This is a genomic window from Lysinibacillus sp. LK3 (assembly GCF_001043675.1).
GTDB classification, from domain to species: Bacteria; Bacillota; Bacilli; order Bacillales_A; family Planococcaceae; genus Lysinibacillus; species Lysinibacillus capsici.
The window spans coordinates 397,276-418,000 of the sequence record NZ_LDUJ01000001.1; the positions used below are offsets into that span (position 1 = coordinate 397,276).

The following is a 20,725-nucleotide window of genomic DNA, read 5'->3' on the forward strand; positions in this document are numbered from 1 at the left end:
AGGCTATACTCAAGTGGATTATAGAAGAATAGAGGGAATCATATGAAACTAACTGTGGAACGGAAATTGCAATTTGCTTTTGGTATTGTCCTCATCTTTTTACTGCTTATATCAGGGATTGCTATGTACTACTTGAATAATAATAATCAGACATTAGCAGAAATCGAAGACAATACGGAATTAATCCATTTATATCAAGATATCTCGTTCCAAACCGTACGAGCGAATGCGGCTATTCGTGGGTATATGTTATATGGCAAGGAAGAAATGCTCAACAATCATCATGAAATCCGAAATACCTTACATACGTCGATTAATCGACTTCAAGAAGTAGGCGATAGTAATCAAGATTTTGATCAATTTTTATCGCAGCTTGACGACTGGGAAAAGGCTATAGATGGGCAGATAGTGCCTCTTTATCAGCGAGGGGATCATCAGCAGGCACAACAAATGGCTTTACCGATTTTAGGTGAGGGCTCTCAGAAATTGGTTGTCTTTGGAAAAACGATGGCAACAGCTCAGCAAGAAGATATGCAGGCTCATATTGAGGCTACCAAGCAAAAAGGAGAAAGAAGTGGCCTGGAAATTATGATTCTAGTGGCTATTTCTCTACTTATAAGCATTATCATCGCAACACTATTTGGTAGACGGATCGCAAAAAATATTCAACAAACAGTAGTTGAAATGGATAAGTTTTCGGAAGGGAATTTGCATACGCATTTACAATTTAAAACCAAGGATGAGTTTGCACACTTAGCCGATTCCTTCAATAGTATGTCAGAAAAGCTTCGACTGATGATGAAACAAGTCGGAAACTCCTCTGAGCAAGTTGCCGCAACATCCGAACAGCTAACAGCAAGTAGCATGGAGGTTACACAGGCGACAGAGGTGGTAACAGAATCTATTCATGATATTGCACAAGGGATTGATCAGCAGGATACATTAACAAGTGATGTACGAAATTTATCTGCCCATATCTTGAAGAAAATGAATGATATTTCTACAAGCATACAAAGCGTGAATCAAGCAACAGTCAACACGAAAAATATGGCACAAACAGGTCGTTCTTCGGTACATGATGTTACAGCGCAAATGAATGAAATCTCTACTAACACAAGTGAGCTAAATACACGTGTGCAAGATTTAGATGACAATACAGCGGCGATTGTATCAGCAGTAAATGTCATTAAGAGTATAGCGACACAGACCAATTTACTAGCAATCAATGCCTCTATTGAAGCCGCAAGGAGCGGGGAGCATGGGAAAGGTTTTGCGGTAGTGGCAGAGGAAGTCCGCAAGCTAGCAGATGAGTCAAATCTTGCTGCAGTCGATATTGAAAAAGTAGTGGCCCAAATTACAGATAGCACGAGGATTATCGAGGAAGATATGGTTAATAGTAATGATTCTGTCCATGTAGGTCGTGAAAAGGTTAATGTGGCAAGGGATAACTTTATACAAATTGATGATGCCATTAATGATGTACAAGCACAGACCGAGCTAGTAACGGCAGCCATTCAAGCAATTCATCAAGATATTGAAAAGTTAGTGCAGGAAATGGACTATATGAGTGAAGTGTCGGTAAAATCAAGCCATCATGTGCAAAGTGTTGCAGCCTCTTCAGAGGAACAAAATGCAGCTATGGAGGAGGTAGCAGCAGCCTCTACCCATCTAGCAAAGATGGCAATAGACCTGCAAGAATCCATTCAATCGTTTAAATACTAAATTCAATTGACCCCTGTCTAGTTACAGGGGTTTTATTTGTCGGTAAAGCCTGAATAATATGAAAATCGTAAAAATGTTAGAAAAAATTTTTTTCGTCCGATAAAAGCTTTGGGAGAAATGTTAAGCAGATAAAGAGAGGGAGAGGTTTAGAAAAAATCAAAAGGAGATTGATATATGAAGAAACTATTTAGCAGTTTTAAGGGCAAGCTTTATACGCTATTCGCGCTAGTATTACTGATCCCTGTCATATCTGTTGGGAGTTTGTCTTATTTATCTGCAAAAGACTCGATTGAAGAGGAAATTTTATTTAGTGCCAATGAAAGTGTAGGCATTTTAAATAAGCTCATTGACAAAACGATTAGTGAGAAAATGAGTGACATCAATGTATTTAGTAGTGAAATAGATGCGCGTCAATATGAAGAAGCACAAGCTTCGATTGTGGCTAAATTTCAGCAATATACAAAGCTTAATGCAGATGTATTGAGTGTTTATATTGGCATGAATGACGGTCGATTTACACAGGAGCCAAAATTGAATGGTGCAGACTATAATCCATTAGATCGAGATTGGTATAAAGAGGCCACAGCTTTAAAAGGTGAAACCTTAATCACCAACCCTTACAAGGATGCGGGGACGGGTGATATGGTGGTAACAGTTGCTAAGCAGACGAAGGATCATGCTGGAGTTGTGGCAATCGATATTAAATTAACCGATCTTCAAAAAATTGCTGATTCAATTCGAATCGGAAAAAATGGGTATCCTTCAATTTTTGGAGAAGACAAGATGGTCATTTCACATCCTACACTTGAAGCGGGAGGGGAGCTGAAAGAAAGTTTCCTTGATAAAATGTACGAAAGTCCATCAGGTACGTATGAATATGTCTTTAATGGTGATGATCGTCTATTATTCTATACGACAAATGAACTGACAAATTGGAAAATAACAGGAACGATTTTTGCTGAAGAAATTGATGAGTCTGCTTCCTCGATTTTATACCATACGATTCTAGTCCTCATAGCAGCAATTATCATCAGTTCCATCATTTTTTATTTTGTAATGAGGGCTGTCATTAAACCAATTAAAGCCTTAAAGGATAGTGCGGTTACGATCAGCAAAGGGGATCTCACGGAAATGGTAACGATTACGTCAAAAGATGAGATTGGCCAATTAGGACAAGCCTTTAATGATATGCAAGAAAGCTTACGGACACTAATACAAAAAATTGAACAAAATGCAGAGGAGGTTGCTTCTTCAGCAGAAGAGCTAACTGCCAATGCCAATCAGACAAGCATTGCAACAGAAAAAGTGGCGATTTCCATTCAGGATGTTGCAACAAGTGCTGATTCTCAAACGATTAGTGCCAATAAAAATGCAGCTTCTTTACACGAGCTTTCTACTGCCATTCTGCATATTGCTGAAATCTCCTCCGCTGTGACGGACCTTTCACAGCATGCGACATTACAGGCGGATGAAGGCGGACAAGCTGTTCAAAATACAAAGAATCAAATGCAATCCATTCATTTATCCGTAGCAGACTCCAATGCGAAAATCCAGACATTGCATGAACGCTCTCAGCAAATTACATCCATTTTAGATGTGATTACAAGCATTGCAGATCAAACAAATTTACTAGCTTTAAATGCAGCTATCGAAGCAGCGAGAGCAGGAGAGCATGGGAAAGGCTTTGCAGTCGTAGCAGACGAAGTGCGTAAGCTTGCAGAGCAATCACAGGAATCAGCTAAACAAATATTTGAGCTTATCCGAGGGATTCAGCAAGAAACGGAGCAATCTGTCAGTATTATGGCGAAGGTTACAGAGGATGTGCAAAGTGGATTGCATATTTCCGATGAAGCCATTGCAAAATTCCAAGTCATTATGACAAGTATGAATGAGATTACCCCTAAAATGGAGGAGGTCTCCTCAGCCTCTGAACAGATGTCTGCAGGTGTTCAAGAGGTAGCGGCAGTAACAGAAGATTTGGCATTCTCCGCGAAAGGCAATGCAGCGGCGTCTGAGGATGTAGCGGCATCAACAGAGGAGCAATTAGCCTCAATGGAGGAAATCAATGCCTCTGCGCAAGCACTCGCACATATGGCGGATGAATTAAAGCTACTGATTAGTCAGTTTAAATATTAAAGCACAACGCCACTCCAAAATTTTGGGGTGGCGTTAAGTGTTGATTACTAGTAGAGCAAAGTAACCGTTTTTTATAAAATTACCATTTATTTAAATATCGAAAAAACGCCACTCTAATTTTAGAAGTGGCGTTCAGTATTTTATCGATCTTCTTCTTCCCAACAGTCTGTATTTTTTAAGGTTGGGATTGATTTTGCATAGAAGACAGGATTTTTTCCTGCTCTACGTTGCTCAGTAAAGTCGTCTAGCACAAGGAAGGCAATTTTACCGAGCATCATAATGATGGCGATATTGATAAGTGCCATCAGCCCCATAAAGAGGTCAGCGAGATTCCATACAAGCTGTACCTGTGCGATGGAGCCGAACATGACCATAACTAACACTAAAATTCGATAGCAAAACATCCAAGCTTTATGGGCATCCATAAATTCAATATTGGATTCACCATAATAATAATTACCAATAATCGAACTAAAAGCGAAGAAAATGATGGAGATGGCAATAAAATAAGGAGCCCAATCACCAACATGAACAGCTAAAGAATTTTGCGTCAAAATAATACCATCACTCTCACCTTTATCATATAAGCCCGCTAAAATAATGATAAAGGCAGTGGCTGTACAAATCATAATCGTATCAAAAAAGACACCTAAGCTTTGTACAAGTCCTTGCTTAGCAGGATGCGAAGTATTAGCAGTCGCAGCAGCATTCGGTACACTTCCCATCCCTGCTTCATTGGAAAATAAACCGCGACGTACGCCCTGCATGATTGCTGCCCCAATTGCGCCACCAGCAGCTTCCTGTAGGCCAAATGCATGAGTGAAAATTAATGAAAAAACATGTGGGATTTCCGATAAATTAGTCACCACTACAAAAAGAGCTACAAGTAAATAGAAGATGGCCATAACTGGAACAAGAACTTGTGTCACCTTTACAATTCGATGGACACCACCAAAAATAATTAATCCAGTTAAAATGACAAGTATAGCCCCGATTATCTTTGGATTTACATCGAAGGCTTCGCCGACTGAAGTGGCAATTGTGTTGGATTGCACAGCATTAAAAATAAAGCCAAAGCTTAATGTTAATAGAATACTAAAAATAATGCCAAGCTTTCGCTGACCTAATGCTTTCTCCATATAGTAGGCGGGCCCACCACGGAATGTATCGCCATCCTTCACTTTATAGACCTGTGCTAAGGTACTTTCAATGAAGGCAGTGGCCATCCCTAAAATCGCGATTATCCACATCCAAAATACTGCACCAGGACCGCCTACACCAATGGCTAAGGCTACCCCTGTAATATTTCCTGTGCCGACACGTGAAGCAGCACTAATGGTAAAGGCTTGGAACGGAGAAACCCCCGAATCGCCCTCTCTTTTTTCTACAATTAAACGAAACATTTCTGGAAAAAGACGAATTTGTACAAACTTCGTACCGAATGAAAAATATAGTCCTGCTGCTAAAAGTAAGATAATGAGGATATATGTCCATAAAATATTATTTCCACTGTCAACTATTGTTGAGATCCATTCCATAAGTTGTCCTCCTTTCACAATACGCTTTAGTCTACACTGTTTTTTTATTAAAAATCAACTTTTCTAAAATAATGAATTATACTAAAATTTTGATATTTATAATTTATTAATTGAGAAAACTCATTTTATCTACTATTTTCCAATCCTTATATATTATTTTTGGAAAATTCCCTTATTTTTGTGTGAGGGAGGCGTATAATAATAGAAAAAGGAGTGATGTAGACATGAAAACAATCGGCTTAATCGGTGGGATGAGCTGGGAGTCATCTGCTGAATATTACAGACTTATCAATGAACAGGTTAAACATAGGCTAGGGGGCCTACACTCTGCGAAATGTATTTTGTTTAGTGTAGATTTCCAGCAAATTGAGCATTTTCAAGCTAGCGGGGAGTGGGACAAAGCAGGTGAGGTTCTAGCTCAAGCTGCACAAGCACTTGAGCGGGCAGGCGCAGACCTAGTCATCATTTGTACCAATACAATGCATAAGGTCATTGATGTTATCGAGTCTGCTATAACCATCCCTATTTTACATATTGCGGATGCCACAGCTAAGCAAATCAAAGAAGCGGGGTTACAGAAAATAGCGCTTCTTGGCACAAAGTACACAATGGAGCAAGCGTTTTATAAGGCAAGGGTAGAAAGCTTTGCCATAGAGGTGATTGTGCCTGACAGCAACGACCGAATGGAAGTAAACCGAATTATTTACGATGAATTGTGTCTTGGTACCATTGTACCAGCATCTAAAACGTACTATAGCCAAGTGATCGAGGAGCTTGTACATGCGGGGGCGCAAGGGGTAATTTTGGGCTGTACGGAAATAGGCTTACTGATTCAGCAGGAGGATGTCAGCATTCCCGTGTTTGATACAACGGCTATCCATGCACAGGCTGCTGTGTTAATGGCGATTCAGGAGGATGCATAATATGCAGGGAAAAGTAAGACAATTGGGTATTGAAATTGGTGTGTTACCAGTTGGTCAGAAAAACTGCATCACCGATGTAGAAGGAGTTCAAGTGGGGCATGTGACATTGGATGAGCCATTAGATCAGAATGGGGCCTATGCGTGTACAGGCGTTACAGCTATTTTACCGCATGGAGGCAATGTATTTCAGCAAAAGGTAACAGCGGCAAGCTATGTACTAAATGGCTTTGGGAAAACAACGGGACTTGTGCAAGTGAATGAACTAGGTGTACTGGAATCGCCCATTATGTTAACCAATACTTTTGGCGTACCCGCTGTGACACAAGGTACATTAAGCTATATGCTTGATAGGAATGAAGACATTGGACTGACAACAGGAACCATTAATCTCGTTGTGGGCGAGTGTAATGATAGTTATCTTAATTCGATTCGAGCTTGTCCAGTGACACCTGCGCATGCCATAGAAGCCATTCGTCAAGCCTCTACAAAGACGGCACAGGAAGGCGCTGTTGGTGCAGGAAAAGGGATGATGTGTTTCGGCTACAAAGGAGGAATTGGTTCTTCCTCTCGCATCGTCAAAGTAGAATCAAATGAAGTGAACTATACAGTAGGCTGCCTAGTTCTTAGTAACTTTGGACAAGACAGGGAGTTTTTAGCCGAGCATTACAAAGTCTCAACTATGCAAAACCAATCTACTCTATCACCAACAGATGGCTCCATTATCATTGTCCTTGCGACAGATGCCCCGCTAAGTAATCGACAATTAACACGTGTCATTAAACGCTGTGGTATCGGTTTGGGACGGACAGGCAGTCATTTTTCACATGGTAGTGGCGATATTGTGATTGGCTTCACGACGGCACATTGTATTCCTCATACCGCTGATCAGCTTATTGAGACTAGAACTCAGCTTCGTGAGGATCATCCCATCATGAATCAACTGTTTACAGCCGCAGCGGAAGCGACAGAGGAAGCGATACTAAATTCATTATCCCAAGCTAAGACAACAACTGGCCGCAATGGACATACTGTACAAGCTTACTCCTTTCAACAGGCATAAAAGAAAAGGCTATTGAAACAGCAATTGTGTTTCAATGGCTTTTTTTAGGCCACCAAACAGTTTTCGTTAATTTTTTAGCATGAGCGAGCTATAAGATGAATAAAATCCTTAATTAGAGGATATAAGTGGTTTTTCGACCCGTCAATTGCTGGAATATGTATCATTGTAAGAATATATCCATTATTTTGTAATTATTCTTTTTTTATCTAGTCAATGGTAGAGAGATATGATAACATTCAACTTAAAAAACTGAATTATCTAACTATTTAAAGGAGGGTTCTGTTATTATGAACCTTTTTCAACCGATAGCACCCTCTCTAAATGGAAGCCCCTCGCCATCACCAGTTGTCTGTGAAAACAATGAGCCGCTTATCCAGCTTACAGGTGCTCATCCTAGGATATTTATGGAACCCATCTACTATCAGCAACAGATTTCTAATAGTTTACGAGTTATTCATGTAAGAGAAGGAGTCTATGAGCGTTTGCAACAGGTGTTAACATTATTACCTCAAGAGTATTGCTTATTACTTTATGATGGCTATCGTCCATTTCAAGTACAGCAGCATTTGTTTAGCCATTTTTCTCAGCAATTAGCAAAAAGGATGCCGCAGTTAACATCACAAGAGATTGTGCAGGCGACCAAAAAATATGTAGCATTTCCAAGTAAAGATGCAGCCCATTTAGCCCCCCATTTAACAGGGGGTGCCATCGATGTAACACTGGCTGATGTTCATGGTAAAGCCCTCGATCTTGGGACAGCGTTTGATGAAATGAATGAAAAATCCGCGACCCGTTATTTTGAACAACATACGCATGAAAATCCGCTTGCCTGTCAGTACCGACGTTTGCTGTATAACTGTATGACACTTGCTGGATTTACGAACTATGCGGAGGAATGGTGGCATTATGATTATGGCAATGTGGCATGGGCTAGACGTGTTCAAGCGCAGGCAGCGCATTACGGAGCAGTACACGCAACAATTCAAAATCACCATGTAAAGGAGTTTCGATTTCTATGAAAGTTTATATTAGTGCAGATATTGAAGGGATTACAGGTACAACTTCGTGGAGTGAGACCGAGTTAAACGCACCTGACTATCAGTTTTTCCAAAGACAAATGACACGTGAAGTAGAAGCTGCCATTGAAGGAGCGATAGCGGGGGGCGCAACCGAAATTTTAGTAAAGGACGCACATGATTCAGCCCGCAATCTAGACATTTCCAATTTACCAATCAACTGTAAAGTTATCCGTGGCTGGACATACGACCCTATGTGTATGGTAGCGGGTCTCGATAAAAGCTTCGATCGTGCTATTTTTATCGGCTATCACAGCAAGGGTGGCAGTGAGCGTAACCCACTAGCCCATACACTTTGCACATACGCGGATGTCAAAATCAATGGCGAATATGCGAGTGAATTTCTGATCAATACGTATGCAGCAGCCTTACACGGTGTTCCTGTGTCCTTTGTGAGTGGGGATGTGGGGTTAACAGAAGAGATTCAGGCCGTAAACGAACACATTGTCACATTTGCTACTAAGGAAGGAATCGGCAATGCGACGATTAGTGTCAGTCCACAACTAACTATCATGGAAACCAAGCGACTGGTAGAGTCTTCTATGAAGGTTCCTCGTACCGCATTACAGGTAACGTTGCCAGAACATTTTAGGGTAGAGCTTATTTATCGTGATCATACACGAGCCTATCGTAATTCATTTTATCCAAATGCCAAATTCAAACCGCATAATACCGTGGAGTTCATGACCCATGATTTTTATGAGGTGCTGCGTATCCTGCAATTTTTAACATGATGGAAAGGTTTAGGGGGATTTTACATCAAGTGAGGATGCTAATTCATGAAAGGTGAGAAGTGATCAAAAAAGTGGTGGACCCGCTCAAAAAGCAGTGGGACACGCTGTCTGAGTGGTTTGATAGTTGATAGAACCAAAAATTTAATCTCATAACTGTGACAATGAGTATGTACCGTTGTTCATTTCATCGATAGATGGTCGATTTAGACAGACCTAGCTTATGTTTGAATGATCCTATTGAAGATGCAATCCATCCTACCAATAGGATTTTCATTATAAAAAGATGACTAGGGGGATGCTTGTGAGAAAATATTGGTTGCTGTTCGTATGTCTGGTCGTATTATTTTGTGTAGCCTGTAATGACAAGTCAGCGAGTGAAAAAGCATCGGAATATCGAGTGGTGTATTCAGGGGAAATTAAAACGTTAAATTATTTAAAGACGTCAGAAACAAATGAATTTGCGGTAGCTGCGAATATGGTGGATGGGCTCATTGAATATGACAACTATGGGGTGGTCCAGCCAGGATTAGCGAAAGAGTGGTCTGCGAATGAGGATGCTACGGTGTGGACATTCAAATTGCGTGATGACGCAAAATGGGTGACACATGAGGGCAAGGAATATGCAGATGTTGTGGCACAAGACTTTGTGGATGGCTTACACTATGTGCTTGATGCTAAAAATGAATCGTCGACAGCTTGGATTGCGACGGTGGTGAAAAATGGGGAAGCCTTCTATAATGGCGAGATGAACGATTTCAAGGAAGTAGGCATAAAGGCGCTAGATGAACATACAGTAGAATATACTTTAGAGGCGCCGACACCTTATTTTCTTTCTATGTTGAATTATGTTTGTTTCTTCCCTGTGAATGGCAAGTTCATTGCGGAAAAGGGAGAGGATTTTGGCACAACACGTGAAAACTTCCTCTATAACGGTGCCTATATTTTAGATAAATTTGAGCCACAAAATGAACGCGTTCTTGTGAAAAATGAAACGTACTGGGATAAAGACAAGGTGCTGATTGACCGTATTCGCTATAAATACAATAAAGAAGCGGCAACTGTGGCGCCTGAGCTCTTTTTACGTGGCGAAATCGATTCGGCTAGTATCCCGACCTCCATCATTGATGAATGGTTTAAAGATGAAAAGAAAAAATCTCAGGTTCGTCAAACACAAAATAACTTCTATACCTACTTTTATGCACTCAACTTCAACCCACAATTTGACGCACAATACGAACCTGATAACTGGAAAATCGCCGTCAATAATAAAGATTTCCGCAAATCCTTATTCCATGCGCTTGACCGTGTCTCCGCGATGCTAACGGTTGAGCCATATAATCCAGCAGATTTGCTGAGCAATACCATTACACCGAAAAACTTTGTTGATGTGGAAGGAGTGGATTATACACAACTAGCACCCCTTACATCCATTTCCAATGAGGATTCCTTCAATAAAGAGCTGGCCTTAGAATATAAAGAAAAGGCAAAAACAGCGTTAGCAGGTAAGGCCACATTCCCTGTAAAGGTTTTAATGCCTTATAACGCTGGTATGCCAGATTGGGCTAATCGCTCTCAAGTAGTCGAGCAGCAAATGGAAAAACTACTAGGGACAGATTATGTCGACATTATTGTAGAGGCTGGTCCATCGACAGGCTTCTTATCAGAGGTACGTCGTCCAGGTAAATTTGCGCTCTTAGAGGCGAACTGGGGTCCTGATTTTGCAGATCCATCTACGTATACAGATCCTTTCACAGTAGATGGTACTTACAATAAACCAGAATTAGCAGAGGGCTATAAAGAGGCGAATGGTAAAACAACTTATCAAAATCTTGTGGATCAAGCGAAAGAAACAATTGACACAGCCAAACGCTATGAGCTATTTGCGAAGGCAGAAGCGTTTTTAATTGAGGAAGCCTTTGTTATTCCATATTCAGTTGGTGGTAGTGGCTATATGGCATCTAAATTAAATCCATTCGAGGCGCAATATTCGCCATTTGGTGTAACGGCAGAGAAATTTAAAGGCCAGCAAGTGCTAGAAAAGCCAATGAGTAATGAAGAATTTAAAAAAGCGCTAGCCGAGTGGGAGCAAGAACGTGCGGAAGCACTAGCCAATGCTGAAAAGTAGTAGAATTTCGTAGATGAAAAAAGGAGATACCGAAAAGAATAGTCGGCATCTCCTTTCGTCTTTTTGACAAAGGAGGATGGCGCGATGTTGCAGTATATAGGAAAACGACTCTTACAATCCGTTTTAACCCTTTTTATTATCATCACCATTGTCTTTTCATTATTACGGCTAATGCCAGAGGAAGGCTATTTAGGAGCAGCAGCTGATAAAATGTCACCTGCTCAGCAGGAAGTTTACTTAACAAGTCTCGGCTTGCGAGACCCAATCCTTGTCCAACTGGGGAATTTTTACAAGAATTTACTGCAGGGGGATTTGGGTAAATCAGTGACTTATCGTACCGATGTCCCAGTAGTGACGATTATTGCAGATAAAATCACGTATTCTCTGCTCTTTGGTTTAGGAGCAGTCGCTTTATCACTCCTGATTGGTGTGCCGTTAGGAATAATGATGGCCTATCGTAAGGGACGTTGGCTGGATCGACTTGGGACAGGCTATATCGTATTTGTTGTTGCAGTCCCTGCAGCGGTTTATTACTTAGTTATTCAAATGTATATTACAGAACTCTTTCAATTACCGATGCTGTTTGATGAATACAGGCCGATTACTTGGATTCTTCCACTTACGTCAATGGCATTGGCTCCAACTGCCTCCTACGCGATGTGGATGCGACGCTATATGGTGGATGAACTGAACAAGGACTATATTAAGCTGGCTAGGGCAAAGGGCGTAAAGGAGCGGACACTGATGTTCAAGCATGTATTACGTAATGCCTTTATTCCCATGGCACAATATTTACCTGCAACGATTCTGTTTACGATTACAGGCTCGATTTATATAGAGTCGTTGTATTCCATTCCAGGGATGGGGGGCTTACTTGTGGATGCTATTCAGCGACAGGATAATACGATTGTGCAAGGCCTAGTGTTAGTGTTCTCTTCCCTTGGTATTATTGGCCTTATTTTAGGGGATATTGCCATGGCACTTGTCGACCCTCGTATTAAATTAGGCAAGGGAGGGGGTGTGCGTTAATGGGGATGTATACAGATGAAATCAATAATATTTCAAATAAATCACGTGAAACCTTATTTGAATTTGCCGAAGTGGACGCAAGACAGGCGGAGGAAACGGGCTATTCAAATTATTCTTATTGGCGGTCTACATGGCAATCCTTTTTGAAAAATCGCCTGGCCGTTTTTTTATTAGTTGGGGTGATCATTATTGTTGGCTTTACGATTCTACAACCCTATTTACCCGCGCAAAAATCACCAACTGAAATTTACTTGGATGAACAAACAGGGATGCAGGCACGTAATATTGCACCTAGTGCAGAATTTTGGTTTGGCACGAATTCAATCGGTCAGGATTTATGGTCTCGTATTTGGGCGGGGACGAGAACCTCACTCTTTATTGGCTGTGTTGTCGCCTTAGTGGAGGCAGTGGTGGGCATTACAATTGGCACGCTATGGGGCTTTTCACGGAAATTAGAAGCGCCTATTACACAGCTTTATAATGTTGTCGATAATATCCCCACAACCATTGTGCTCATTTTAATGTCCTATATCTTACGGCCAAGTATTTCAACCATTATTATTGCCATGTGTATTACGGGGTGGGTGGAAATGGCGAGGTTTATCCGCAATCAAATTGTTATTTTGCGTGACCGCGAATACAATCTAGCCTCAAAGTGCTTAGGCACACCTGATTATCGTATTATCCTAAAAAATCTATTACCTTATTTAATTTCTGTCATTATGCTACGCATGAGCTTAGCGATACCCTTTGCAATTGGGGCCGAAGTCTTTTTGACGTATATTGGTTTAGGGCTTCCGATCAGTGAGCCATCCTTAGGAAATTTAATTAATGAAGGACGTGTCCTTATGATGTCACCAGATCTAAGGTATCAACTTATTTTCCCAAGTATTGTGCTAAGCGTTATTACGATCGCATTTTATATTATTGGTAATTCCTTTGCAGATGCAGCAGATCCGAAAAACCATGTATAAGGAGAGGAAGCGAGTGACATTGAAAAAATCAAGCATATTAGGCATCCAAAATTTAGTGATTCAGTTTACGCTACGTGGTCGAATTTTAACAGCGATTCGCGGTATTTCACTCGACCTTTACAAGGGGGAGAGCTTAGCCATTGTGGGTGAATCAGGTTCGGGTAAATCCGTGCTGATGAAATCCATTATGGGCTTGCTCGATAAAAATGGTCGTATTAAGCAGGGGCAAATTATTTACAATGCACAGGATTTAGGAAAGTTCACAACAGAGCAAGAATGGCTAGGGATTCGTGGTAAGGAAATAGCGATGGTGACACAGGATCCGATGACATCGTTAAACCCGCTCAAAACCATTGGAAAGCAAATTGAAGAATGTGTGGTTATGCATCAAGGCTTAAGAGGTAAGGAAGCCTATGCAGAAACACTAAAACTGTTAACAGATGTCGGCATTACCGATGTGCAAAAGCGCTATAAGCAATACCCTCATGAATTTTCAGGAGGGATGCGCCAACGTATCGTTATTGCGATTGCCATTGCGTGTAAGCCGAATATTTTAATATGTGATGAGCCCACAACAGCTTTGGATGTAACCATTCAGGCACAAATTTTACAGCTCTTAAAAAGTCTTCAGCAAAAATACGGCTTAACAATCGTCTATATTACGCACGATTTAGGCGTAGTCGCAAAAGTGGCTGACCGTATTGCCGTGATGTACGCGGGCGATGTCATCGAGGTTGGGGAAACACATGAAATTTTCTTTCATAGTAAGCATCCTTATACGTGGGCGCTTATTTCCTCTTTACCACAGCTTGGCTCAAAAGGGGAACAATTGTATTCCATCAAGGGCACACCTCCGAATCTTTTTCAGGAAATAAAGGGAGATGCCTTTGCCCCACGCAATCCATATGCATTGAAAATTGACTTTATCGAGCGGCCACCTTTTTTTCAGGTCAGTGATACCCACTATGCTCGTACATGGTTATTAGACCCACTTGCACCAAAGGTAGAGCCTCCAGCAGCCTTAAAAGCATTTTTTGCAGAGGGGAGGCAGTATGCGAATGACTGATAAAGAGGTGCTTGTAGAAGTAAAAAATTTATCTGTTGTTTTTGGCAAAGGAAAAAATAAGTTTACAGCCATTGATGATGTCAGCTTTCAAATTTTTAAAGGCGAAACATTTGGCATTGTAGGTGAGTCAGGCTCAGGGAAGACAACGATTGGTCGAGCGATTATGCGCATCAATGAGGTCACAGAGGGACAAATTTTGTACCATGGCAAAAGTATCCAGGGGAAAATCCCGAAAGATTGGGATAGAGAAATTACGCAAAAAATCCAAATGATATTCCAGGACCCTATGGCATCTCTGAATGAACGAGCAAAAGTAGATTATATTGTCTCAGAGGGCTTATACCCTTCGAAAAAATATAAAGATGAGGCAGATCGGCAACAAAAGGTGCGCGATGCGTTATTGGACGTTGGGCTACTTCCAGAGTTCTCAAGCCGCTTTCCGCATGAGTTTTCAGGAGGTCAACGACAACGTATTGGCATTGCTCGTGCGTTAGTGATGGAGCCAGAGTTTATCATTGCAGATGAGCCAATATCCGCCTTAGACGTATCCATTCGAGCGCAAGTATTAAATTTATTAGCAAGCCTTCAACAGCGAAATCATTTAACGTATTTATTTATTGCCCATGATTTATCGATTGTCCGTTTTATTACGGATCGTACGGCGGTCATTTATAAGGGGAAGATTGTGGAGCTAGCGGAAACAGAAAAGCTTTTCGCTCATCCGCTGCATCCATATACAAGGGCTTTGTTATCAGCAGTACCAGAGCCGAATCCCTATAAAGAGCGGGAGAAAGTTGTAGAAGTGTATGATCCGTCACAGCATCGCTATGAGGAAAATCCCCCCTCATTTGTTGAAATAGAGGAAGGTCATTTTATTTTAGCCAATGAAGAGGAACTGACCCATTATCGTACTTCACTGAAAAGGGAGGAAAAGATATGATTTGTCCAAAGGCATTGAAAAAGGGTGACACAATTGGTCTTATTAGTGCTTCTGGAGCAACGCCACCCGAAAAGCTGCAACCTGCTATTGCTAGTATCGAAAAGCTAGGGCTCAATGTGGTCGTTGGGGAGACCTGTCACGCAAGACATGGCTATTTAGCAGGCACAGATGATTTACGGGTAGCAGATGTTCATCGTATGTTTGATGATCCGATGATTGATGGTGTTTTTTGTATACGTGGGGGCTATGGTGCGACGAAAATTTTAGCTCAATTAGACTTTGACTTGATAAGTGCCAATCCAAAAGTATTTGCTGGCTATAGTGATGTGACCGCTCTACATATAGCTTTTAATCAGCTATGTGGCTTTGTAACCTATCATACGCCGATGCCATCCACAGAATTTATTAGACAGGAGATGGATGACTATACTTGGCAGTCGTTCATTCAGCTGATTATGGAGAATGAAAGAAAGGCGTACTACTTAAATAATCCTTCTCACCAGCCCATGTCTACACTGGTTCCTGGGAGCGCTTCAGGTCAACTCATCGGTGGCAATTTAACATTAGTGACAGCTTCACTTGGCACACCCTATGAAATTGATACACGAGGTAAAATTCTGTTTTTAGAAGATATCGATGAAACGGAGCAACGGGTGGATCGTATGCTGACACAATTAAAACTGGCAGGAAAGCTAGATGACGTGGCAGGCATTTTATTGGGCGCTTGGACAAATTGCGAACCTGAAAATCCCGAAAAGCCAGCTCATAGCTTATCATTACAAACTATTTTTCAAGAAATTCTAGTGCCTTTAGGGAAGCCTATGATTGCAGATTTGGCATGTGGTCATTGTTTACCAACGATGTCGCTTCCTTTAGGAAGAAGCGTCAAGATGGATGCGGACAATCAGCGTATCCATGTAGTTGGATAGGTGGTCTATGGAGCAGAGAATTACTACACTTATTCAAGAATCGCCCTACAACGTACATTTGTTTATTAAAAATCTAACAACGAATCAGTTGCTCATCAGTCATCAGCTAGAGACTTCATTTTCAAGTGCAAGTTTAATCAAAGTGCCGATTCTGTTAGCCTTGCTCTCATATATAGAGAAAAACAAATTATCACTTAATTCTACGCTCACGATTTCACCAACTGACTGGGTGGATTTTAGTGTGATTAGTGAACAAAGACTTACACAAAGCACTTTCTATGATCTGCTATTGTGGATGATTATTACTAGCGATAATACAGCTACGAACGTCTTAATCGATGTAGTTGGCATGGAATATTTGAATGTCTATTTTCAGCATATCGGTTTACAGGACACACTGCTACAGCGAAAAATGATGGATGTGGAGCGGCTAGCAAAGGGCATAGATAATCGCACATCAGCAAGGGATATGGCACATCTTTATACGCAAATCTATCAGCAAGAGCTTTTATCGCCTCCCTACAATAAACTAGTCATTGATATTTTAAGCCGTCAGCGTATACATGACTCCCTAAAGCGCTATCTAGTAGAGGATGTAAGGCTGGCACATAAAACAGGCGGCCTGGATACAGTCGATCATGATGTGGGGATATTTTACACGAATGCAGTCGATTATAGTATGGGTGTTTTTATAACAAATGTAACGGACAATGATCAGGCACGCCAACTCATTGGTCGTCTATCAAAAGTTGTCTATGACCAGCTGGTGAAGCGGAAGGGGGAGAAGGATGAAGGCTATCGTTACAGCCATGATTGCTAGCTTGCATGCCATGCCAGATAAAGCTTCTGAACTAGTCGATGAAGTGCTTTATGGGATGACCGTAGAGATCATCAGGGATGTCAATGAAGATTGGGTTTCTATTCAAACGGCCTATCGTTACGAGGGTTATTGTCAGAAGGCAGACTTACTGCAAGAGGAAGCACTTGCATCTACATGGCAACAAGATGCACAGTATGTAGTGTGTCAAAGCTTTGCAGATGTTTTGCAGCAGCCACGTATTCAAAGTACAAAGCTGCTAACGCTTGTTAGAGGCTCTTCCATTCGTGTCATGTCAGACGATGCAGTACCTGAAGAATGGTCAGCCGTACAGCTAGTGGCAGGGCAAATAGGGTACGTTCGAACAAAATGGCTACAGCCTAAAATAACAGTACAGTCATTATCAGAGCAGCAGTTCCGAGAAAATGTGGTGGACACAGCGCTCAGCTATTTAACGGCCCCTTATCGCTGGGGCGGCAAATCGCCACTGGGTATTGATTGCTCTGGTTTATGTTCAATGGCCTATATGTTAAACGGTGTCTATATTTATCGTGATGCCCGAATAGTAGAGGGCTTCCCTATCGTTAACATAGACCAAGACCAAATGCAGAAGGGTGATTTAATCTATTTTCCAGGTCATATTGCTCTATACATGGGTGATGATTTGTATGTCCATTCATCGTTAGGTGGTAATGAAGTAACCATTAATAGTCTAGATGCCAAACATCCTCTCTATCGACAGGATTTAGCCACGACCATACTAGCAGTAGGTACTTTATATAACTCACAGAAGACTAGTTAAGCTTTTTTTAAGGTCAGTCCCATCTTGAGGATGATAAATGTACTGAGATGGATCAGTGCTAACACGATAAACTGCCAGAGCCCAATTAAAAATGTACTCATGCATAAATCAAACACTGCTTCACCTGGGGGCATATCTGGATAGGGCTCTAGTTGCCCATAATGCCACACAAAATAACAGGCTATAGAAGTGCCTTGTCCCACATAGATAAAAGTCCAATGGATAGAGGCTGCTACTCTTTGCCAACTACAACATAGTAAGAGGTTCGATAAAATAATAAGAGTGGGCAAAATAATAAGATAAAAGGAACCCTCTGCTATTTTTGTTATGAAATATAGGTGGTAGCTAAGCTGAATCAATGGCAATAGCACAAGGTTAACGGCGAGAAGACTGAGCAATTGTGTACGCTTCACTGTGTTCCTATCCTTTCCGTATTTTTACATTAAGACGTTTTGACAAACGAATTAGTTTCATGAGAAAAAACGTCCATACTCCTTGATGAGTCATGGACGTTTTATGTTAATAATGATAAATATTGAGTTGCTGGCCTGCTTCAAGTCGTTCTGTTCGAAGTTGATTCCACTGCTTAAGTGATGTCACTTTCACATTATAGGCTTCGGCAATCTTCATAAGTGAATCTCCATCAGCCACCGTGATGGTTTTCTTATCTTTTACAGGACTATCATATTGTTGAAGGTCATATTTTGCGATCAATGTATTTAATTTTTCATTGTAAGCCGAATCAGTTGCATAGGAGCCTGTTAAAAACTTGGTCGCATCTGTATAGGTAGTTGTGTTGCTTTTGAAAACGCCTGCGTAAAAATCTTTATTCCATGACACGCCATTACGCATTAATTTTACATAATCCTGCATGGATGCTTCATAGGAAGGGTATTTGCGAAAGTCAGCCATGATGGTAGAAAGGTTGCCTGACCCATCATCCTCTGTGGTTTCGAGTGTGACGGAATTATTTTGGTAGCTGCCTTTCATTCCAAAAAGATTATAATTAGGGGCAGAGCCAAGTCCACTTTGCCCATGCTCACTTTCTAGAATCGCCTGAGCAATCATCACGGATGCATATAAGTCATTGTCAGCACCAAGATCTCGTGCGGTCTCTGCAATCTCACCGATAAACTCTTCCACACTTGGACGATCATCAATAACCACAGACTCTTCTCTTTCAGTCGTATTAAATAACTGTGTCACCATATAAAACGAAATACAAATAACAACAACGGCAATCATAAGTCCTTTAAAAAAGTTTAGCACGTATTTCATTGTAGCTGGATGTTGGTCGTGACCACATCTCCCTCCCTTCTATTAAAAGTTTAGTTATCTCTCATTATTACAGAGAGTGAAAGAGATGTATAGTTGAATAGACTTCATCATTAATAGAACGTTTCTTGCCTTAATTAGTTCCTAAATCTATCTTAAAATTCTGAGACATAAATTGTTTGAATCTCTCAAAATATCGCTCGGACGCTTCCCATTGAATCGTGTTTAAATAAGATAGCTCTTGTCGACCAAAAACGTTAGGAGGCTGATAGTGGCGAGCAACATAGGATTGATTTTCGAGCGTATAAAAATAATACGCTTCATCAGGCGTCATAATTTCAATGCGAGCATGTATCCTATCGCCTTCATCATCCAAATAGGTTTGACGGAAGCTATAGCATTTGGAACCATCCCACAATCCATCATGTTCATCGTCTAAATCCAGAATCGTAGGATGCTGGAGAATTTGTTGTACATCTCGCACCTCGATACTATGCAAGTAAAGTTCTGCTACATTGATGCAGGTTAACAACATCAGCCAGTGCTGTTGTAAATCCACTAAATCCTCCTGGGGGGATGCTGTAATATCCCACCATTCAGCTTCTTCATCTAGTGTTTTTGTCAAGAGAGAGACGGATTGATCCTCATTAAGCCAAATAAAATAATGACACTGCGAGGTCAATATATAAATACTATCATTGCGTACATCTCCATCAGCATTGGTATGTGCGCGTTGGATCATAAAATAAACATCCTGTTCCGTCAAATCGAAAGAAGGTTTGTCAGGTGTCATCAGAATACATGAAGTCAGTTTCAGTATGTTTTCCGCATTGATCGAATGGTGCGTGAAATAAATAGGAGCTGCTATTGTCCTTTGAGGAACGCTTGTAAATTGAGTGAGTGCAGAACGCCCTTGTTTTAGAATTTCCACGAGTGAAGTGAAGGAAAAGCCGATGTCATCCTCATCCTCAGGTAAAAATATCTCGTCTACTAATACATCTTCAATACGGATAGGGAGCTCCTGAAAAACGCCATCTCCGTGCCATATATTTACGATACAAGGAATCGACTTCTGACCCTTTACGTTGATGCGATACTCATCATCTTGAACCAAAATTGCTGCCTGAAGATTGCCATTAACGATCGTTTCGCCATGATTGTAGGAGCCACATAATATATTCTCGACTGTCAGATGCCCGTGCACATAGATTTCCTGACCACCAACAGCTATATTTTTAGAAAGTACATTGCCCATCACTATCAGCCCAATTGCCCCATCTGTCTCTAAATTATAGAGGGTGTCTACGGTTAGATGACCATTGATGAAAATGAGAATGGTTTTGTCCTGTTGTGGGAATGGCATATCCCAGTCCAAATCAAGAGAGGGAAGTGTTAAATCCCCCTCATAGTACGCTACTAGATCATCCTCACTAAAATCCTTGTAAAACTTTGCCCACCAAGAGTCTGCTGGAAACCTTTTTGCTAGTTGTGAAATCGCCAAAAACTGAAAGCCATTATGCATAGGTCACGACCTCTCTACTACAATTTTTATTATTTTCTCACAGCTAGTAATTGGCAG

The 20,725-nt window shown here is 41.1% G+C and carries 18 protein-coding genes; 14 read left to right on the top strand and 4 right to left on the bottom strand.

Annotation, left to right across the window (positions count from 1 at the left end; translation table 11 throughout):
• Nucleotides 1-42 precede the first annotated feature (42 nt).
• Entirely contained in the window at nucleotides 43-1,722 is a 1,680-nt protein-coding gene (locus VK91_RS01880) for a methyl-accepting chemotaxis protein (RefSeq protein WP_048390215.1), read from the top strand.
• A 174-nt stretch (nucleotides 1,723-1,896) separates the two neighbouring features.
• Nucleotides 1,897-3,858, top strand: a complete 1,962-nt coding sequence (locus tag VK91_RS01885; RefSeq protein WP_048390218.1) for a methyl-accepting chemotaxis protein — start codon at nucleotides 1,897-1,899, stop codon at nucleotides 3,856-3,858.
• 140 nt (nucleotides 3,859-3,998) lie between these two features.
• Here VK91_RS01885 and VK91_RS01890 read toward each other — a convergent pair whose 3' ends face one another.
• Nucleotides 3,999-5,396 carry a sodium:alanine symporter family protein gene (locus VK91_RS01890; protein ID WP_048390221.1) on the bottom strand — a complete coding sequence of 466 codons (1,398 nt, stop codon included), beginning with the start codon at nucleotides 5,394-5,396 and terminating at the stop codon, nucleotides 3,999-4,001.
• Nucleotides 5,397-5,620: 224 nt separating this feature from the next.
• Here VK91_RS01890 and VK91_RS01895 point away from each other — a divergent pair, with 224 nt between their 5' ends.
• From VK91_RS01895 to VK91_RS01950, 12 genes are all read left to right on the top strand, one after another.
• The gene (locus VK91_RS01895) at nucleotides 5,621-6,319 is read left to right on the top strand and encodes an aspartate/glutamate racemase family protein (protein ID WP_048390223.1); all 699 of its coding nucleotides are present in this window, start codon (nucleotides 5,621-5,623) and stop codon (nucleotides 6,317-6,319) included.
• A 1-nt stretch (nucleotide 6,320) separates the two neighbouring features.
• The gene (locus VK91_RS01900) at nucleotides 6,321-7,379 is read left to right on the top strand and encodes a P1 family peptidase (RefSeq protein ID WP_048390224.1); all 1,059 of its coding nucleotides are present in this window, start codon (nucleotides 6,321-6,323) and stop codon (nucleotides 7,377-7,379) included.
• Between the two features lie 287 nt (nucleotides 7,380-7,666).
• Complete coding sequence (locus tag VK91_RS01905) at nucleotides 7,667-8,398, top strand: M15 family metallopeptidase (RefSeq protein WP_048390226.1); 732 nt, start codon at nucleotides 7,667-7,669, stop codon at nucleotides 8,396-8,398.
• Entirely contained in the window at nucleotides 8,395-9,189 is a 795-nt protein-coding gene (locus VK91_RS01910) for a M55 family metallopeptidase (RefSeq protein WP_048390228.1), read from the top strand. The genes VK91_RS01905 and VK91_RS01910 overlap by 4 nt, the downstream gene beginning before the upstream one ends.
• Before the next feature lie 295 nt (nucleotides 9,190-9,484).
• Complete coding sequence (locus VK91_RS01915) at nucleotides 9,485-11,314, top strand: peptide ABC transporter substrate-binding protein (protein ID WP_231595544.1); 1,830 nt, start codon at nucleotides 9,485-9,487, stop codon at nucleotides 11,312-11,314.
• Between the two features lie 84 nt (nucleotides 11,315-11,398).
• On the top strand, nucleotides 11,399-12,343 hold the full coding sequence (locus VK91_RS01920) for an ABC transporter permease (RefSeq protein WP_048390232.1): 945 nt from the start codon (nucleotides 11,399-11,401) through the stop codon (nucleotides 12,341-12,343).
• Nucleotides 12,343-13,317 carry an ABC transporter permease gene (locus VK91_RS01925; RefSeq protein WP_048390234.1) on the top strand — a complete coding sequence of 325 codons (975 nt, stop codon included), beginning with the start codon at nucleotides 12,343-12,345 and terminating at the stop codon, nucleotides 13,315-13,317. Before VK91_RS01920 ends, VK91_RS01925 begins: the two co-directional genes overlap by 1 nt.
• A complete protein-coding gene (locus tag VK91_RS01930) occupies nucleotides 13,310-14,383 on the top strand; it encodes an ABC transporter ATP-binding protein (RefSeq protein ID WP_048390236.1) in 1,074 nt (357 codons plus the stop codon). The genes VK91_RS01925 and VK91_RS01930 overlap by 8 nt, the downstream gene beginning before the upstream one ends.
• The gene (locus tag VK91_RS01935) at nucleotides 14,376-15,323 is read left to right on the top strand and encodes an ATP-binding cassette domain-containing protein (RefSeq protein WP_048390238.1); all 948 of its coding nucleotides are present in this window, start codon (nucleotides 14,376-14,378) and stop codon (nucleotides 15,321-15,323) included. The genes VK91_RS01930 and VK91_RS01935 overlap by 8 nt, the downstream gene beginning before the upstream one ends.
• Nucleotides 15,320-16,252, top strand: a complete 933-nt coding sequence (locus VK91_RS01940; protein WP_048390240.1) for an LD-carboxypeptidase — start codon at nucleotides 15,320-15,322, stop codon at nucleotides 16,250-16,252. The genes VK91_RS01935 and VK91_RS01940 overlap by 4 nt, the downstream gene beginning before the upstream one ends.
• Before the next feature lie 7 nt (nucleotides 16,253-16,259).
• Nucleotides 16,260-17,072, top strand: coding sequence for a serine hydrolase (locus VK91_RS01945; RefSeq protein ID WP_048390242.1), 813 nt, complete (start codon nucleotides 16,260-16,262; stop codon nucleotides 17,070-17,072).
• Nucleotides 17,041-17,871, top strand: a complete 831-nt coding sequence (locus tag VK91_RS01950) for an SH3 domain-containing C40 family peptidase (protein ID WP_048390244.1) — start codon at nucleotides 17,041-17,043, stop codon at nucleotides 17,869-17,871. Before VK91_RS01945 ends, VK91_RS01950 begins: the two co-directional genes overlap by 32 nt.
• Here the strand turns inward: VK91_RS01950 and VK91_RS01955 are convergent.
• The 3 genes from VK91_RS01955 to VK91_RS01965 form a co-directional block, all read right to left on the bottom strand.
• The gene (locus VK91_RS01955) at nucleotides 17,868-18,284 is read right to left on the bottom strand and encodes a hypothetical protein (protein ID WP_048390246.1); all 417 of its coding nucleotides are present in this window, start codon (nucleotides 18,282-18,284) and stop codon (nucleotides 17,868-17,870) included. The two genes, VK91_RS01950 and VK91_RS01955, sit on opposite strands and share 4 nt — an antisense overlap.
• 106 nt (nucleotides 18,285-18,390) lie before the next feature.
• Nucleotides 18,391-19,149 (bottom strand): glucosaminidase domain-containing protein, encoded by a 759-nt coding sequence (locus VK91_RS01960; RefSeq protein ID WP_048390248.1) that lies wholly within the window; start codon nucleotides 19,147-19,149, stop codon nucleotides 18,391-18,393.
• A gap of 130 nt (nucleotides 19,150-19,279) precedes the next feature.
• Nucleotides 19,280-20,668, bottom strand: coding sequence for a hypothetical protein (locus VK91_RS01965; protein ID WP_048390250.1), 1,389 nt, complete (start codon nucleotides 20,666-20,668; stop codon nucleotides 19,280-19,282).
• Between the last annotated feature and the right edge of the window lie 57 nt (nucleotides 20,669-20,725).

Bases quoted from the DNA above. Each gene is read 5' to 3' on its own strand.
- VK91_RS01945 (WP_048390242.1), top strand. From the start codon at position 16,260: ATGGAGCAGAGAATTACTACACTTATTCAAGAATCGCCCTACAACGTA.
- VK91_RS01920 (WP_048390232.1), top strand. From the start codon at position 11,399: ATGTTGCAGTATATAGGAAAACGACTCTTACAATCCGTTTTAACCCTT.
- VK91_RS01950 (WP_048390244.1), top strand. From the start codon at position 17,041: ATGAAGGCTATCGTTACAGCCATGATTGCTAGCTTGCATGCCATGCCA.
- VK91_RS01885 (WP_048390218.1), top strand. From the start codon at position 1,897: ATGAAGAAACTATTTAGCAGTTTTAAGGGCAAGCTTTATACGCTATTC.
- VK91_RS01910 (WP_048390228.1), top strand. From the start codon at position 8,395: ATGAAAGTTTATATTAGTGCAGATATTGAAGGGATTACAGGTACAACT.
- VK91_RS01895 (WP_048390223.1), top strand. From the start codon at position 5,621: ATGAAAACAATCGGCTTAATCGGTGGGATGAGCTGGGAGTCATCTGCT.
- VK91_RS01930 (WP_048390236.1), top strand. From the start codon at position 13,310: ATGTATAAGGAGAGGAAGCGAGTGACATTGAAAAAATCAAGCATATTA.
- VK91_RS01960 (WP_048390248.1), bottom strand. From the start codon at position 19,149: ATGAAATACGTGCTAAACTTTTTTAAAGGACTTATGATTGCCGTTGTT.
- VK91_RS01935 (WP_048390238.1), top strand. From the start codon at position 14,376: ATGACTGATAAAGAGGTGCTTGTAGAAGTAAAAAATTTATCTGTTGTT.
- VK91_RS01940 (WP_048390240.1), top strand. From the start codon at position 15,320: ATGATTTGTCCAAAGGCATTGAAAAAGGGTGACACAATTGGTCTTATT.
- VK91_RS01925 (WP_048390234.1), top strand. From the start codon at position 12,343: ATGGGGATGTATACAGATGAAATCAATAATATTTCAAATAAATCACGT.
- VK91_RS01915 (WP_231595544.1), top strand. From the start codon at position 9,485: ATGCTTGTGAGAAAATATTGGTTGCTGTTCGTATGTCTGGTCGTATTA.
- VK91_RS01965 (WP_048390250.1), bottom strand. From the start codon at position 20,668: ATGCATAATGGCTTTCAGTTTTTGGCGATTTCACAACTAGCAAAAAGG.
- VK91_RS01890 (WP_048390221.1), bottom strand. From the start codon at position 5,396: ATGGAATGGATCTCAACAATAGTTGACAGTGGAAATAATATTTTATGG.
- VK91_RS01880 (WP_048390215.1), top strand. From the start codon at position 43: ATGAAACTAACTGTGGAACGGAAATTGCAATTTGCTTTTGGTATTGTC.
- VK91_RS01900 (WP_048390224.1), top strand. From the start codon at position 6,321: ATGCAGGGAAAAGTAAGACAATTGGGTATTGAAATTGGTGTGTTACCA.
- VK91_RS01905 (WP_048390226.1), top strand. From the start codon at position 7,667: ATGAACCTTTTTCAACCGATAGCACCCTCTCTAAATGGAAGCCCCTCG.